A 15370-nucleotide genomic window follows, 5' to 3' on the forward strand; every position below is an offset into this window, starting at 1 on the left:
ATTTATCCGGCACGGCGGTCATCGCTGACGCAGCCGGGGACGTTGTAGAAGATAGTTCACGGAACGAACCCAAGACGATGAAACGGCAAGTGAGCTTTGCGGAAGCGGAAAGCATGGGCAAGAAGCGCGTGACCCGGCGTCAGCGTTTTCTGGACGAGATGGAGAAGCTCGTGCCATGGTCGCGGTTGCTGGCGGCAATCGAGCCGTACTACCCGAAGGGAGCTCGCGGCCGCCCGCCGATTGGTCTGGAGCGGATGCTGCGAATCTACTTCCTGCAGCAGTGGTACAGCCTGTCGGACGAAGGGCTGGAGGATGCGCTGTACGACAGCATCGCGATGCGAGCGTTTGCCGGGATTGATCTGGCCGTCGAGAACGTGCCGGATGCGACCACGCTGCTGAAGTTCCGGCGCCTGCTTTTCGAACATGACCTGACGCGCAAGCTGTTCGACGAGATTGGCATCTCGCTGTGCGAACGCGGGCTGATGATGAAGGAAGGCACGCTGGTCGATGCGACGATCATCGAAGCGCCGCCGTCGACCAAGAACGCCGAGAAGCGTCGCGATCCGGACATGCATCAAACGAAGAAGGGCAACGAGTGGCATTTCGGCATGAAGGCGCACATCGGCGTCGATGCCGATTCGGGGCTGGTTCACAGTGTGGTCAGCACGTCGGCCAACGTGTCGGACGTTTCGCAAGCGCACGCGCTGTTGCACGGTCACGAGCGAGAAGCGTTCGGCGACGCGGGCTATATCGGCGTGGATAAGCGCGACGAAATGAAGGGCAAGTCGGTGAAATGGCGGGTGGCGGCCAAGCGCGGAAGGATCAAGGCGATGCAGGACGGGGCGCTGAAGGATCTGATGATCGCATTCGAGCGAACCAAGGCGCAGATTCGTGCGCGAGTCGAGCACCCGTTTCATGTCGTCAAGAATCTGTTCCGCCATCGCAAAGTCCGCTACAAGGGACTGGCGAAGAACACCGCGCAACTGTTCAGCCTGTTCGCCTTGGCGAATCTGGTGATCGCGCGAAACCTGTTGCGATCCGTTCATGGGAGCAGTCCGTTATGTGCGTGAAGAATGCGAGAAACGAGGCGCACCCTCGGGCCAAACTCACCGGAATTGCCGACGCTTCACTTCGGCATCCGGAAATTCCGTACCAGCGCCGCCGACAACCTCGCAGGATGGCCTATTAATCAGCGATTCCTTGAGCGAAATCGGAAATTTTCGCCGGAGAAGGCGCATGTCGGTGTGGAAACCATGAAACTCAGCGATCATTGCGATACACGCGAGGCCACATTCTGCCGCCTCTGCTTGGAGGACGACCGGGAGTTTCCTGCGAAATCCAGTAAATATTCTTTCAGACGTATGCATCACGAATGTTTTCCGATGTTTTAATTTTTTATAGCCATTTTCCACGAAGCCCGACGATTGGATCTAGCATCCATTCATATATCTTTCTGTTATCCTGAAGTATTTCGGCCTCAAGCACTGTGCCACTGCGCAGGGACACAGTTTTTCCATACGCCTTCACAAGCTGGCTATCAGGAACGATCGAGACTCGGTAGTAGAAATCCTGGGTTTTCGTTGGGTCGAGACCAGGTATGCCGCCGTTTATTGCAATGATTTCGTTGGGTGTCATCGGATTCATTGACACGAATTTGACTTTCCCTCCATATGTTCCAAATTTCTGATATGGGTATGCTGAATATCTCAGCAAGACGGTGTCGCCAGGTTTGACAAATCCGATTGCTTTGCCAGGAGCGTAAACATCTGCATATAATGGCTGATCGTCGGGGAGCAGATTCAGTAATGGGCGGCCAGGGTCGATGTTTTGGCCGACCTCTCCGATGATGAATGTGACTATCCCGGAGGATGGCGCGTGGACGATAAACAATCTCCTGGATTCGTTGTCGATCAGTGCTTGCCTTGATTCAATTTTCTGTCGCTTCAATTCGCTGATCTGCGTGCTTTGCCTCAAGGGGAGGCTGTGCAAGTCACTTCGGGAAGATTGGAGTTCCCGTTCAGCAGAGGTTCTTGTGCGTTGAAGTTCTCTCAATCTTAGCTGCTGATCGAGCAGATCGCTTTGTTTCTGTTGGAATTGGTCTTTCGAAATATACCGATTGGCTAGCAAGTCGCCATATCTCTTGGTGGCGTCCTCCGCAAGTTTGATGCGTTGCTTTTGTTCTGAAATTTGTATGCTCAGTGTCGATATTTGGATATTTGTATTATCAATTTTATGGTTGAGTGATCGAATATCTTCCCGGTGCATGGAGGCTAATTTCTCAATTTCGTCGGTAAGAAGGGCTTCTTTATTGAGGATCTGCTCTGAGATTCTCTCCAGCGTGCTGTCGAATTTATGGCTGCGTCGATCACCGGTGACAACATATAAAACGTCACCTTTGTTTACATGTTGACCCTCCTCGATCTTTTTTTCGATGACCACTCCAGATTGTGATGGGTATATCTTGATGGTGCCAGTGGATGGGGTTAATTGCCCAGAGACGGCCGTTCGTTTTGTGTATTCTCCAAAGGAGATGAATAAGCCGAGACATATGAAAGAGAACAGTGCTATTCCGGAAAGCCACCAAACTGGGGCGGGGTATGACAGTACGATATGCCCGATGAATGAATCCCGGCGGGCGTCGATTGCTTCCGTTCTGAATAGATCGGATTCGTCTGATTTGACTCGACTCATGAATGAAATATTGACGTCTTTGTCGGGTTGGGAAATGATGCTGAGTTACCAATGATGAATTTGTGTGCCGACTAACTGTGGATGTGATTCTTGTGGCGCTCACGTAGGTCGAAAAATTCATCTGTGGAATAAAGCGCAAGCATCACACAACAGCTACTTAGCATAGTGTTTCCCTTGAGGGCGAAAAATATTACAAGGGCGATTTCCAATATCATGGCGACGAGCAGAACTCCATATGAGTTGAGGCCCAGTATATTATTTCCAAGGACCCAGTTCCAACCTACGTAACGGCCGATTATGGACCAAAGCGGAAAAACGATAACGTAATACAGGAGCGCGGAGAGATATGCTGTTGTCAGTGCCGGAATATTGAGTCGGACGATTCCGGCGGCGATCAATGCTAGTCCTATATACCAAATGATTCTCGTCCTAATCTTCATGATCGTCTCAACAGAAGGGCTTAACCATCACCATCGTCGCCATTGCTCTGCTCGTTGATGTCAGTCATGACGGATTTGCATCCTCGAGAAACGAGGAAATTTGTCAGCGCTCCGATTTTTGGGCTTCTCGACAATGTACCGGCCATGATGCCGAATCCGTTGCCCAGAAGAAAACACGTGATGAACATCCCGCTATTCCATGTATATTGCCCGAATCCAGGCATGTAGAAGACGATTGTGGTGGATGAATCTCTTTCCTGCCGAGTTGTAAAGGTGGCGCCTTGCGGCATTTCATATGTAATGGTCTCCGCGCCGGAGACGGCTTCGATTTATAGATCAGTTAATGGGCGCATTTCTATTGATGTCGTGATTAATTGATGTTTGATTTTTGGCAGTGGCGTTCGGGTGTGAGATCGATTTTGTCGAATTTGTTGAGAAGTCCCTCCATTTCTTGTGAAAAGCAGTTTTGATTTTCTCGAGATAGGATCTCGGTGGACAGAATGTCGGCAAATTGAGTCAATAGATTCTGGTTGTCAAATTCAAGTCGCGCAGTTGTTCTTGCAATCAATGTGTCGGGAAGCCGGGCGCGCAGGAGCCAGTCAAGGTAGTCGATGAATTTTGCAGTATGCACTCCGGCTGCAATATGAAACGTCTCCTGATTGTTGATTGGAATGGCTTCGTGCCACCAGCCTCGCGGAATATAGAGAATGTCACCGGGATGTAGGATCGATTCGAAGATTGGATCGGAGGGGCAGTCTTCTTTGAAGTTCTTACTCTTTTGATGATTTAACGGAAGGGAGAAGGTTGGTGCATAAACGCGCCACAGTTTCTTTCCTAGGATCTGGCTTGCGAACACATCGTGAGTGTCCCAATGTTTCCCAAATGTTCCGTTGCCGCAGTATGCCAGGTAGCCGTTGGCTACGATTCTGAAACCAAAGCGGTTGGAGAGATGCTTGCAGAAGCTTGCAATTGATTGGTCCCTTAGATCCAGCCGATTGAGTACGAGTGTGGCGCCAGCCGATAACAGAGACGCAAGCCGATCTGTGAGCAAGCGGTATTTTATCAAGTCAATATCTTGATATTTTTGTGCGTAATGGATGAATGGGACTGGGCCATTCAAGAAGATACGCAGATCCGATGGATCGTCTGGTCGCGAGGCGTGGACGAGGTTGCTTAGCGTAGACCAGGTGATGATTTCGCAATTGAAGGCGTTTCTTTCGAGATAGAACTGTCTTTCGAAATAGAGACGGTGAAAGTCATTGGATGATATTTTGATATTTATTTCGATGGCCATGATGTTTGAGGTCGAGTGACTTGGTCGTGTGGTTGGTGATTGTCATTTTGCGATCCTAATTATGACGGTTGCTTGGTGTCAATGTGTTATTTTTAGGAATGTTAAAGTATGTTAATGGCGGGTTGTCGAATATGGCGCGACAGATAGCGCCAGTTGTGGCGCGCAGATCAGAGATGATTCACGGCAGACGACGGTCGGGCTTGACAGTTTCACTTGGCGGCAGATTCCGACTCGTGTCGACAAGCATAGTCACCTGATCTGCACGCTGACGGCAGGTGGCAGGATGTGGTCGGTTCGAAACCGTAGGTGAGCTTGTGCGCACGCCGCGAAACTGCAGGCGGCGGTGGACGAAGGCAAGGTGCTGGCGTTGGCGAAGTCGATCGCGCAGGTGAAGCGGATCATCGTCAACGACTACATCGACGCCGCGCTCGCCGGGCTGTTCATTCTTGGACACCTACGTCGCGCACATGCAGGCGACCCACCCGGACCGCGAGCCGATGACGTACGAGGAGTTCTTCCGCGAGCGTCAGAATGCGCGGTATGGGTCGGGGGCGGGGAAGTGCTGTTGAGCGGCCGAAGCAGCCGCTGATGCGAAAACGCCATGACACGAGTCATGGCGTTTTTTTTGTTGCTCACGCGCCGCGCGTACTCACTTCGACGCATCACCCTGCGCGGCCATCCCGAGGAACGGCAGCGGCGTATGCGGCGACAGGTAGGTCGGCAGCTTGCCGTCCCAGCGGTTGATCGCCTGCAGGCGCAGGTATTCGTCGCCGCCGTTGGTCTTGATCGCCTGAGCCTGGATCGCGATCGACTTCGCTTCCCCCTCGGCCTGCGCAATCTTCTGGTCGGCCTCGAACTTGACCCGCTGCAGTTCGCGCTCGGCCTGTTCGGCCTTCTGGCTCGCGGTGACCTTCGCCTCGATCGCCTGGTCGAATGCCTCGCTGAACGCGAACGCGGTGATGTTGATGTCCTGGATCAGGAAACCGTAGGGCCGCAGTTTCGTGACGAGCGCACTCAGGATGTCCTGCGAGACGAGCTGCCGCTCGGTCACGAGCTGCTCGGCCGTGTAGCGCGACACGACCGCCTTGAAGACTTCGAACATCGCCGGCTGGATGTAGTCGGACTCGTAGGTCAGCGACGGCGCCATCGCGTACAGCGCGCGCACGCGCGACGGGTCGACGCGGTAGTTCATCGTCAGGTCGGTGTGGACCGACTGCAGGTCCTTCGACGCGGCCTGCGCTTTCTCGACCTTGGCGACCGCGACGCCGACGAACACCTCGTGCACGTTCGACACGGGGTTGAGCACGTGCAGCCCTTCGGTGAGCGTGTCCTTCTCGATGTGGCCGAAGGTCGTGACGACGCCGATCGTCGATTGCCGGACCTGCGTCAGCGAAATGAACAGCACGCTTGCCGCCACGACGACCAGGAACACGCCGCCGCCGATCGCGGGCCGGATCTTTCTCGGATTGGAGCGCGCGGCGACCGCGGCAGTGACCGCGACGGCGGCGACCGCCGCCAGCAGGACGATGAAGATGATCTTGCCCATACGGTTTTCCTTGTTCTTGTTGCTGGTCTGGTTCGCTACCCGTGCACCGGCGGTGGAGCGGCCGGTGGTGGCCGGCTTTCATGCCGGATCACGTTCGCCAGTGTAGCGGACCGGCTGCGGCGTGGCCGGGGCGCCGCCATGCGTCGCGCCGGCCGTTGCCGCCGTGCGCGACGTCGCCCACCAGACCGCGGCGGCGAGCACGGATAGGCCGATCGCGACGGCGAGCGTCACGTGCATCGCAAACCGGAACGGCTGCACCGTCGCAATGAACGCGCCGAAGATCGCCACGCCGAGGGCGGAACCGCTTTGTCTCGCGGCGTTCAGGACGGCCGCCGCGATGCCCGCGCGGCCTTGCTCGACAGTGCCGAGCGCGGGCGAGGTCGCGGCCGGCGAGATGAAGCCCGACGCGAACCCGATCGCCAGCATCGGACCGATCGCGAACCAGTGCGGCGACGTCGCCGTCGACGGCATCATGCCGAGCGCCCCCGCCGCGTACAGGCCGAACGCGGCGCACATCGGCCAGCGTTCGCCGAAGCGCCTGACGAGCCGGCTCGACAGCAGGCCCCCGGCCGCGACCATCGCCGTCATCGGCAGGAACGCGAGCCCGGCATCGAGCGGCGACTCGCCGCGAACCTGCTGGTAGAACAGGCTGAACGTGAACAGCAGGCCGTAGAACACGAACGCGGACGCCATCGAGACGAAGGTCGATCCGGCGAAGAGCGGGCTGCGAAAGAACACCATCGGCAGCATCGGATTGCGCCCGCGCGCCTCGATCGCGATCAACCCGATCCATGCGGCGCAGCACACGACGATGCCGGCGACGATCGGCGTCGCGCGCCAGCCGAGCGACGGCCCCTCGATCAGCACGCCGATCAGCGTGCCGAGCGCGACGATCGCCGCTGCCTGCCCCATCCAGTCGAAGTGCCGGGTCCGCCCTGCATCGGCGTGCACAGCCGAGCGCGCGAGCCAGACGCCGGCCAGCCCGATCGGCAGGTTCGCGAAGAAGATGCTGCGCCAGCCGAACAGCTGGATCAGCAGCCCGCCGATCAGCGGGCCCGCGGCCATCGCGACGCCGCCGCATCCCATCCAGACGCTGACCGCCGACGCGCGCTTGCCCGGATCGGGATACGCACGGTTGATCAGCGCGAGCGAGCACGGCACCAGCATCGCGCTGCCGACGCCTTGCAGCACGCGCGCCAGCGCGAGGAACGTCAGGTTCGGCGCGAAGCCGCACAGCGCCGACGCGGCGACGAACACCGCGAGTCCCGCGACGTAGACGTTGCGCGCGCCGAGCCGGTCGCACAGGGTGCCGCCCGTCAGCAGCAGGCACGCGAATGTCAGCGTGTAGGCGTTCACGATCCACTGCAGCCCGGCGACCTGGCTGCCGAGCGTCCGGGCGATTTCGCGCAACGCGACGTTGACGATCGACGCGTCGAGCAGGACGAGCGTATAGCTGACGCTGGTCGCCGCCAGGACCCGGCGGGCGTCCGTCGCGGTGGGTTCGTTGGCGAGGCGTCGGGCGGCGTCGGCATGCAGGTTGGCTTTCATCGGGTTCCCGCGCGGGGAGAAGTAAAAGGCCAATGTATCGACGCGATGGGCGACGACGTTTCACCGCGGACCGAAACGTGGATGTCGCCGCGTCGCCGCGTCGCCGCGACGATCCGGCGGGTGGTTCGCGCATCGCTTCGTCGCTTGTGTGTCGAGCTTGATCTGCCCGCCCCCGGCATCGTTTCACGGCCGGTATCATATGACCTGTTTGCCCCGATGAACCTGCGCAGGAGGACGAAGTCGTGCATGTCGGTGAGCGTTTCAACAGCATTTCCCATCTCGTCGGCGCGGTGCTATCGATGGCGGGGCTGGCAACACTGGTGACGATGGGCGCGCTCCAGGGCGACGCGTACAAGGTGGTGAGCTTCAGCGTCTACGGCGCGATGCTCTGCGTGCTCTACGCGATCTCGACGCTTTACCACAGCGTGCGCAAGCCGCGCCTGAAAGCCATTCTGCAGAAATGCGACCATTCGGCGATCTACCTGCTGATCGCCGGCAGCTATACGCCATTCACCCTCGTCACGTTGCGCGGGCCATGGGGCTGGTCGCTATTCGGCGTGAGCTGGGGGCTGGCCGCGTTCGGCATCGTGCAGGAGCTTACTCTCGGGCGGCGCACCCGCGTCGTGTCGATGGTGCTGTATGTGCTGATGGGCTGGCTTGCGCTCGTTGCCATCCGCCCGTTGATTCATGCGCTGCCGCCGGTCGGCACCGCGTGGCTCGTGGCCGGCGGCGTGATCTACAGCGCCGGCATCTACTTTTTCATCAACGACGAGCGCATCCGCCACGGGCATGGCATCTGGCACCTGTTCGTTCTGGCCGGCAGCCTGTGTCAGTTCGTCAGCGTTGCGCTGTACGTCGCGTGATGGATGCAGCGGCCGCGTCGTGTCGGCGGTCAGCCGCCGGACAGCGCGTCGCGCGTCAATCGGCCAGCCCCGCCAGATTCAATTCATACGACTTCCCGATCCACACCGCCGCATCGCGGTGATCGCGCAGCGAGTCGTCCGTGTTCGGATGCAGGAAGATGTCGAGCGCGCCGTGATTCAGCACGAGCCACGGCACGATGTCGGCGAAGTGGGCGGCGGCGAACGCGATCTGGTACGACCAGGCCGGATGCGGCCCGACCAGGCGCTCGTGGAAGCGGCCGAGGTCGATGATCGCGCCGAAGCGCTGTTCGACGACCTGCCGGAAGGCCCAGGCCGCATCGCGGCTGGCGGCGTCGAAGTAGACGTGCGCGTGCCAGCTGTCGATGGCGGCGACGTCGATGAAAGTGGCGTGAGCGTGCATGCTGGTAGACGAGGGTGGGCGCCGTCGCGTCGGCGACGGCCGGAGCGCCATTATCGCGCCGCGCGGCGCCGCCTGCAGTGATGCACGTCATGCACGGCCGCGCATCGCGCGGCCGCGCGCATCACGCCGGGCGCACCTGCGACGCCGCGCCGTCCGTGTCCGTCAGCCGCGCGGCGAGCGCGGCGGCCTCGTCGAGCGACGCCACCGCCGCGTGCGGAATCCCGAACGCCCTCACGGCCGTCTCGCCTTGCTCGGCGACCCGCGCGCGCCGCTCGGGGTCCGGCTCGACGCTGATCAGCGCCTTGCACGCCGCGCCGAGCGCGGCCTTGTTCTGCTTGAGCCATACCGCGCGATGCTTGCGGTCCTCGTGCGTCTCGTCGGTGTCGAGCGACACGTACACGACGACGAACGGCGCGCCCTCGCGCATCAGCGCATCGATCTCCTTCTCCCATTGCGGCGCGTAGCCCGGCGTCGCGGCCTGTGCGCGGAACACGCAGAACGGAAACCGGCTGATGTCGTGCACGACGAATTCCTGCGGATCGAGATTCAAGGTTTTTCTCCGGTAAAGCATGACGATAGGAACGCTGGCGCGATGCGCGTCAGCGTGCGAGGCCCGGTGGCGGGCCGTCGGCCTGCGCGACCGGCGCGTCGCTGCGCCAGCCGGCGCCGAGCGCCTTGTACAGCGCGATCACGCCCTGCACCTGCGCGAGCCGGCTGAGCGCAAGCGCGTCGCGGGCGCGGTAGGTCGCGCGCTGCGCGGTGAGCACCGACAGGTATTCGCTCAGCCCGTTGCGGTAGAGCCGCGTCGCGCGCGACTGCGCTTCCTGGCTGCTGCCGACCGCCGCGACGAGCGCCGCCTGCCGGTCGCGCTCCGCGTAGATCTCGGCGAGCGCATCCTCGACCTCGCGGAACGCGACGCGGATGCGCTGCTCGTACGCGAGCCGCGCCGCTTCGGCGGAGGCCCGCGCGGCGCTGACGCCGGCTTTCGCGCGGCCGCCGTCGTAGAGCGTCTGCGTGCCTTCGAGCGCGATCGACCATGCGACGCTCGCGCCCGTGAACAGGTCCTGCACGAGGCTCGCGGTCGTGCCGACGCTGAGCGGGATCGCGAACTGCGGGAACTGCGCGGCGCGCGCGACGCCGATCTGCGCGTTCGCGGCCGCGAAGCGCCGCTCGGCGGCGCGGATGTCCGGCCGCTCGCGGATCACGTCCGACGGCAGCGTGACGGGCAGCTGCGGCGCGACGGGCAGCGTCGCGCCGGGCGCGTTCAGCGCGTCGCGCAGCGCGCCGGGAAAGCCGCCGGTCAGCACGCCGATCGCGTGCGTGAGCCGCGCGAGGTTCGCCTGCAGCGGCGGCGGCGCGGCCTGCGCGAGCTGGAGCTCGGCGCGCGCCTGCGCGACCTCGAACGACGTGCCGAGACCGTGCCGCTCCGAGCGTTCGGTCAGCCGGCGCGTCGCGTCGAGGCTCGCGACGTTGTCGGTCGCGATCTGCAGCCGCGCCTGCGTCGCGCGCAGTTCCGCGTAGTCCGACGCGAGCTCGGCGAGCAGGCTCACCAGCACCGCGTGGCGATCGTCGTCGATCGCGTCGACCTGCGCGTCGGCGGATTCGATCGCGCGCCGCGTGCCGCCGAAAATATCCAGTTCCCATGACGCATCGAAACCGAGCCGATAGGTGCGCGACTGGCCGATGCCCGGCGGCCAGTCGAGCGCGCGCGACGAGCGCAGCGCGTTCGCGGCGCCGCCCGCGGAGACGGTCGGGCCGAGCCGGCTCGCGACCTGGTCGCGCTCGGCGCGCGCCTGCCGCAGCCGTTGGCGCGCGATCGCGAGATCCTGGTTGCCGACGATCGCCTGCGCGATCAGCCGGTCGAGCAGCGGATCGCGGAATGCGCGCCACCAGTCCTGCAACTGCGCGGGGTCGGCCTGCACGACGCTGTCGCCGCGCTCGATCCAGCCGGGCGGATGAGACGGCTGCGGCGGCCGGTAGTCGGGGCCGACCATCGTGCAGGCGGCGAGCGCGGCCGCGCAGGCGGCGACGCCGAGCGCGGCGCCGAATCGGGTCGATCGGAATGGTGTGTGTCGCATCGAAGCCGCCTACATCCACGCGTGCAGCCACGTCGCGAGCCGGCCGCGCGGCGTGCTGCCGCGGCCGGGTTCGCCGATGTCGACGCTACAGGTCATGCCGGCCGCGAGCAGCACGCCCGCCGGCACGTGATCGAGCTCGATGCGCACCGGAATCCGCTGCGCCAGCCGCACCCAGCTGAAGTTCGGGTTGACGCTCGGCAGGCCGGTTTCGTCGAGCGCGCCGTTCTCGTCGGCGATGCCGCGGCCGATGCTCGTCACGTGGCCGCTCAGCAGCGGATCGAAGCCCATCAGCTTGATCCGCGCGGGTGCGCCGGCGGCGATGTGGCGCAGCTTCGTCTCCTCGAAATAGCCGGTGATCCAGAAGCTGTGCGCGTCGAGCACCGAGATGTCCGGCTTGCCCGCGACCGCGTAGTCGCCGTGGCGCAGCCGCAATTGCGTGACGTAGCCGTCGACCGGCGAGCGCAGCGTCGCGCGCTCGAGATCGAGCTTCGCGACGTCGAGCGCGGCCAGCGCCTTGCGGTACTCGGCCTGCGCGATCGACACCGCGCGGCCCGAGCGCTGGATGTCCTCCTTCGGCACGAGCTCGTCGAGGCCGGCGCGGCGGCGTGCCTCGTCCTGTTTCTGGCGCATCGTCTCGGCGCTCGCGGCGACCAGCGCGTCGGCCTGTTCGACCGCGAGCGCGAAACGCCGCGGGTCGATCCGGTACAGCACGTCGCCTTTCGACACGCGCTGGTTGTCGACGATGGCGACGTCGATCACGGTCCCCGACACTTCCGGGGCGATCCGCACGACATGCGCGCTGACGCGTCCGTCACGGGTCCAGGGGGCGAGCACGTATGCGCGCCAGAGCGCGGCGACGAGCGCGATCGCGACGCCGACCACGGCGAGCGTCGACAGGGAGCGGGTCAGGGGCTTGAGCGACATGACATGGATCGGTGAACTAAAGATAGAGAACCAGCGCGGCGACGAGCACGAGCGAGACCGCGAACTCGAACAGCGCCGGATGCCAGACCCGGCGCAGCAGGCCGATGCGGGCGAGCGCGGCGCGCACGGCCATGTAAAGCGGCACGGTCACGCACGCGTAGACGAAGAACGGCGGCAGGTAGATGCCCGCCACGGCGAATTCACTGAGCATCGCGAGCGGTCTCCGCAACGGGGGTGAAATAGGCGGTGTGCGTGTGCAGCAGCACGTACACGTCGGCGAACGCGGCCATCAGGCGCTTCAGCTCGGCGCCGCGGCAGGGATGCGCGGCCGCGAGCCGGGCGAGCGCATGCGCGGCCCGCTGCGCGTGCCGGGCCGCGCGCACGGGTTGCGCGGCCCGGCGGGCGAGCCGCGCGAGCGCGGTGCGCGCGCACTGCCGCGCGGATTCGGGCAGATCGTCGTGCGCGACGACGCGGCGGATGCGCAGCAGTTCCTTGCCGACGTGCAGCGCGGCGAGCCCTTCGACGGTCGCCTGCGTCATTGCGGCCGGCTGGCTCGCGAGCAGCGCGCCGAGCTGCGCGATGCGGTGCTGCTGGCGCTGCTGCCAGCCGGGCGCGGCGGGCTGCCGGCCGGCGAGCAGCGCGAGCGCGTCGTCGCGGATCGTGCGGCGCAGCCGCGCGGTGTCGGCGGCGAGGTTGCGCGGCAGGATCAGCTGGAATGTGAGCAGCGTGATGAACGTCGCGAGCACCCAGGCGACCGACTGGTTGAGGAACAGGCCGAGGTCCGGGCGGAACGGATTGGTCGCCGCGTTCAGCGTGTTGAACGCGACCAGATACGCGAGGCCCGCGAGCGCCGTCTTCGGCACGCTGGTCGCGTAGATGCCGGGCAGCCAGAACAGCGCGAGCGTGACGACGAGCAGCGGAAAGCCTTCGATGCGCGGCAGGATGCCGAATGCACAGACGAACGCGGCGGGCACCGCGGCAATCGTGCCCTTGATGAAGGCCGTCGCGCCGGCGGCCGGGTTGCCGGCCGTCGCGAGCAGCGCGCAGTAGGGCGCGACGACGAGCAGCATCATGTCGCCCTGGTTCCACGCGGTCGCGATCCAGATCACGCCGGCAATCACGATCGCGCACATCGAGCGCACGCCGTTCTCGAGCGCCGAGCGCACGTCGCGATGGAAGCGCACCGGCGCGCTCCGGCGCTGCGGCCGCGACCGCTGCAGCTCGGCGAGGCCCTCCAGCGCGGCGCGATAGTCGTCGATCTGCTCGCACAGCCGCTCGCCCGCGATCAAGAGCGCCGCCTCGTCGCGCGGGTCGGCGAGCGCGATCGCGTCGAGCGCCGTCCTGAAGCGCGTGCGGGCATCGCCGAGCAGCGCGAGCGCACGCACGGTGCCGGCCAGGCCGTCGGCGAGCGCGTCGGCGGCGGCCTGCCACGCGGTTTCGAGGCGCGGCTGCAGGCGGGCGATCGCGCGCGCGCCCGGGCTGTCGGCGGGCAGCGGCGGCGTGCCGCCCGCGAGCGCGGCGAACAGCGATGCCATCCCGTGTCGCACCGCCGTCGCGCGCTGTGCGAGATCCTCGGATTCCGCCTTGCCGAGCGCGAGCAGGTCGTCGATGCCGTAGACGCCGGCCAGCAGCGCGAGCCGCTGGTCGTCGCCGGGCGCGGCGGCGATCCCGCCGCGCTGCGCGGCGATCGCGCGGGCGGCGGACGCGGCGAGCCGCGCGACCAGCGCTTCGAGTTTCATGCGGACGTCGCGGGTGGCGAACAGCATCGATACGAGGCTCAGGCACAGCACGCCGATCGCGACCGTCGAGCCGCGGCCGATCACGTGCTCGAAGGTCAGCTCGGGGCGCTGCATCGCGCCGTAGGTCGCGAGGCCGATCGTATAGCCGGCGACCACCGTGCCTGACGCGCGAAAGTGCCGCAGCAGCGTCATTCCGGCGACGCACAGGCCGAGCCAGAAGCCGAAGCCGAGAATGAACAGCAGCGGCTTCTGCGCGAAAGAACCCATCAGCACGAACGCGACGAGCATCCCGGCGATCGTGCCGACCACGCGCCACACGCCCTTGCCGATCACCGCGCCCTGCACGGGGTTGATCACGAGCAGCACGGTCGACGCGGCCGAGTACGGCGTTTCGAGCTCCAGCAGGTACGCGACGCCGAGCGCGAGCGCGGCGGCGGCGATCGAGCGCGCGACATAGGCGCCGCGCGGCGTGAAGATGTCGAGGCGCGCGAGCAGGGCCGCCGTCGCTCGACTCGGCCGTCCGGGCGGGGCCGGCGCGGCGGCCGGCGGATCTGCTGCGTTACGCACGCCTGATGCTCCACGATGAATGACGCAAGCAGTCTACGGGCGCGGCTCGTGCTCCGAACAGTGATGACTTTGCACTCGACGCGTGCGTCCGATGCACGCGTCGAGCGCGTGTCGAGTGCGTGTCGAGTGCGCGTCATGCGTGCGTCGGCTGCAATGCCGAAGGGCCGGCGCACAGCCCGCGCACGACGCGGCGCAGCCACTGGTGCGCGGGGTCGCTCTGGAAGCGCGGATGCCACGCCTGCGTGATCAGCACGGTCTCGAGCGGAATCGGCAGTTCGAACATGCGCACGCCGAGGCCCGCCTGCACTGCGCCGCGCGCGAGATGCTCGGGCAGCGGCAGCAGCAGGTCCGACTCCTGCAGCGCAAACACGGCCGCGTACGGCGTCGGCAGGACCAGCAGCACCTGCCGTTCGAGGCTGCGCTCGGCCAGCGCGGCGTCGATCGGCCCGGACGACTTGCCGCGCCGCGACACGCCGATATGCGGCCAGTGCGCGAAGCGTTCGGGCGTGATGTCGTCGTCGAAGATCGGATGACCGCTGCGCGCGAGCCCGACGAACTTCGTCGTGAACAGCGGCTGCACGCGGATCTCCGGCCCGAGGCGGCGCGACGCGCTGATGAACAGGTCGATGCGGCCGCTGCGCAGCGCGTCGTCGTCGACGTCGTCCTCCTCGGGCATGAAGCGCACCATCGCGCGCGGCATCCCGCGCGCCATCTCCTCGAGCAGCCGGCTGCTGTGCATGCCGACGAAGACGTCGTTCGCGCGCACGCTGAACTGCCTGTCGAGCGTGCGCAGATCGACTTCGGTGCTCGGCGCGAGCAGCCGCGATGCGCGCTCGACCGTCTCGCGCACGAGGCCGCGCAGCTCGAGCGCGCGCGGCGTCGGCACCATCTTGCGGCCGGCCTGGACGAAGATCGGATCGCCGACCGTTTCGCGAATGCGCGCGAGCGTGCGGCTCATCGCAGGCGGGCTGAGGTTCATGCGGCGCGCGGCGCCGGCGACGCTGCCCTCCTCGAGCAGCGCGTCGAGCGAAATCAGCAGGTTCAGGTCGGGTGCCATCGGTTCTCCTTGTCCAGGGTCTGCCCACGTTGGCGTCGCGCATGCGTGAACAGTCCCTGGCATGCATGTCGCGCAATGGTCGTGTGCGAGTCGCTCGCCCGGCGTCAGTGCGGCGCACGCATCGATTGCGCGCAGCGTCCGGCGACAGCGGGCGGACGACGATCGCGCCGAGGAAGGCCGTCATTCACATATCGGCGGATGA

The 15370-nt window shown here is 64.4% G+C and carries 15 protein-coding genes and 2 pseudogenes; 4 read left to right on the forward strand and 13 right to left on the reverse strand.

What is annotated here, in order from left to right:
• Positions 1-77: 77 nt before the first annotated feature.
• Complete coding sequence (locus tag ACFIMZ_RS19395) at positions 78-1070, forward strand: IS5 family transposase (protein WP_431819405.1); 993 nt, start codon at positions 78-80, stop codon at positions 1068-1070.
• A gap of 36 nt (positions 1071-1106) precedes the next feature.
• Here ACFIMZ_RS19395 and ACFIMZ_RS19400 read toward each other — a convergent pair whose 3' ends face one another.
• The 4 genes from ACFIMZ_RS19400 to ACFIMZ_RS19415 form a co-directional block, all read right to left on the reverse strand.
• Positions 1107-1367, reverse strand: coding sequence for a cysteine peptidase family C39 domain-containing protein (locus ACFIMZ_RS19400; protein ID WP_431823975.1), 261 nt, complete (start codon positions 1365-1367; stop codon positions 1107-1109).
• 28 nt (positions 1368-1395) lie between these two features.
• A complete protein-coding gene (locus ACFIMZ_RS19405) occupies positions 1396-2691 on the reverse strand; it encodes an HlyD family secretion protein (protein WP_431823976.1) in 1296 nt (431 codons plus the stop codon).
• A 460-nt stretch (positions 2692-3151) separates the two neighbouring features.
• On the reverse strand, positions 3152-3421 hold the full coding sequence (locus ACFIMZ_RS19410) for a hypothetical protein (RefSeq protein WP_431823977.1): 270 nt from the start codon (positions 3419-3421) through the stop codon (positions 3152-3154).
• Positions 3422-3501: 80 nt separating this feature from the next.
• Positions 3502-4425 (reverse strand): JmjC domain-containing protein, encoded by a 924-nt coding sequence (locus tag ACFIMZ_RS19415; RefSeq protein ID WP_431823978.1) that lies wholly within the window; start codon positions 4423-4425, stop codon positions 3502-3504.
• A gap of 253 nt (positions 4426-4678) precedes the next feature.
• On the opposite strand from ACFIMZ_RS19415, the pseudogene ACFIMZ_RS19420 reads away from it, so the two are divergent.
• Positions 4679-4873 (forward strand): annotated as a pseudogene (locus ACFIMZ_RS19420) (hypothetical protein); the annotation flags it as partial.
• A gap of 1 nt (position 4874) precedes the next feature.
• Positions 4875-4994, forward strand: a pseudogene (locus tag ACFIMZ_RS19425) (YbdD/YjiX family protein); the annotation flags it as partial.
• An 80-nt stretch (positions 4995-5074) separates the two neighbouring features.
• Here the strand turns inward: ACFIMZ_RS19425 and ACFIMZ_RS19430 are convergent.
• Together ACFIMZ_RS19430 and ACFIMZ_RS19435 are read right to left on the reverse strand one after the other, a co-directional pair.
• Positions 5075-5971 (reverse strand): prohibitin family protein, encoded by an 897-nt coding sequence (locus ACFIMZ_RS19430; protein ID WP_431823979.1) that lies wholly within the window; start codon positions 5969-5971, stop codon positions 5075-5077.
• Positions 5972-6049: 78 nt separating this feature from the next.
• Positions 6050-7519 (reverse strand): MFS transporter, encoded by a 1470-nt coding sequence (locus ACFIMZ_RS19435; protein ID WP_431823980.1) that lies wholly within the window; start codon positions 7517-7519, stop codon positions 6050-6052.
• Positions 7520-7761: 242 nt separating this feature from the next.
• On the opposite strand from ACFIMZ_RS19435, the gene trhA reads away from it, so the two are divergent.
• Entirely contained in the window at positions 7762-8382 is a 621-nt protein-coding gene (gene trhA, locus ACFIMZ_RS19440) for a PAQR family membrane homeostasis protein TrhA (protein WP_431823981.1), read from the forward strand.
• Between the two features lie 55 nt (positions 8383-8437).
• On the opposite strand, the gene ACFIMZ_RS19445 is transcribed toward trhA, so the two are convergent.
• The 7 genes from ACFIMZ_RS19445 to ACFIMZ_RS19475 all read right to left on the reverse strand — a co-directional run bounded on the left by ACFIMZ_RS19445 (position 8438) and on the right by ACFIMZ_RS19475 (position 15168).
• Positions 8438-8803, reverse strand: coding sequence for a DOPA 4,5-dioxygenase family protein (locus tag ACFIMZ_RS19445; protein ID WP_431823982.1), 366 nt, complete (start codon positions 8801-8803; stop codon positions 8438-8440).
• 121 nt (positions 8804-8924) lie between these two features.
• Positions 8925-9353, reverse strand: a complete 429-nt coding sequence (locus ACFIMZ_RS19450; protein ID WP_431823983.1) for a hypothetical protein — start codon at positions 9351-9353, stop codon at positions 8925-8927.
• Between the two features lie 49 nt (positions 9354-9402).
• Entirely contained in the window at positions 9403-10881 is a 1479-nt protein-coding gene (locus ACFIMZ_RS19455; RefSeq protein ID WP_431823984.1) for an efflux transporter outer membrane subunit, read from the reverse strand.
• Positions 10882-10890: 9 nt separating this feature from the next.
• Positions 10891-11805 (reverse strand): biotin/lipoyl-binding protein, encoded by a 915-nt coding sequence (locus ACFIMZ_RS19460; protein ID WP_431823985.1) that lies wholly within the window; start codon positions 11803-11805, stop codon positions 10891-10893.
• A gap of 16 nt (positions 11806-11821) precedes the next feature.
• A complete protein-coding gene (locus ACFIMZ_RS19465) occupies positions 11822-12016 on the reverse strand; it encodes a DUF1656 domain-containing protein (RefSeq protein WP_059967879.1) in 195 nt (64 codons plus the stop codon).
• Complete coding sequence (locus tag ACFIMZ_RS19470) at positions 12006-14111, reverse strand: FUSC family protein (protein WP_431823986.1); 2106 nt, start codon at positions 14109-14111, stop codon at positions 12006-12008. The genes ACFIMZ_RS19465 and ACFIMZ_RS19470 overlap by 11 nt, the downstream gene beginning before the upstream one ends.
• 133 nt (positions 14112-14244) lie before the next feature.
• Positions 14245-15168 carry a LysR family transcriptional regulator gene (locus tag ACFIMZ_RS19475; RefSeq protein ID WP_431823987.1) on the reverse strand — a complete coding sequence of 308 codons (924 nt, stop codon included), beginning with the start codon at positions 15166-15168 and terminating at the stop codon, positions 14245-14247.
• Between the last annotated feature and the right edge of the window lie 202 nt (positions 15169-15370).

It is taken from the genome of Burkholderia sp. F1 (assembly GCF_050813845.1).
Lineage (GTDB): Bacteria > Pseudomonadota > Gammaproteobacteria > Burkholderiales > Burkholderiaceae > Burkholderia > Burkholderia ubonensis.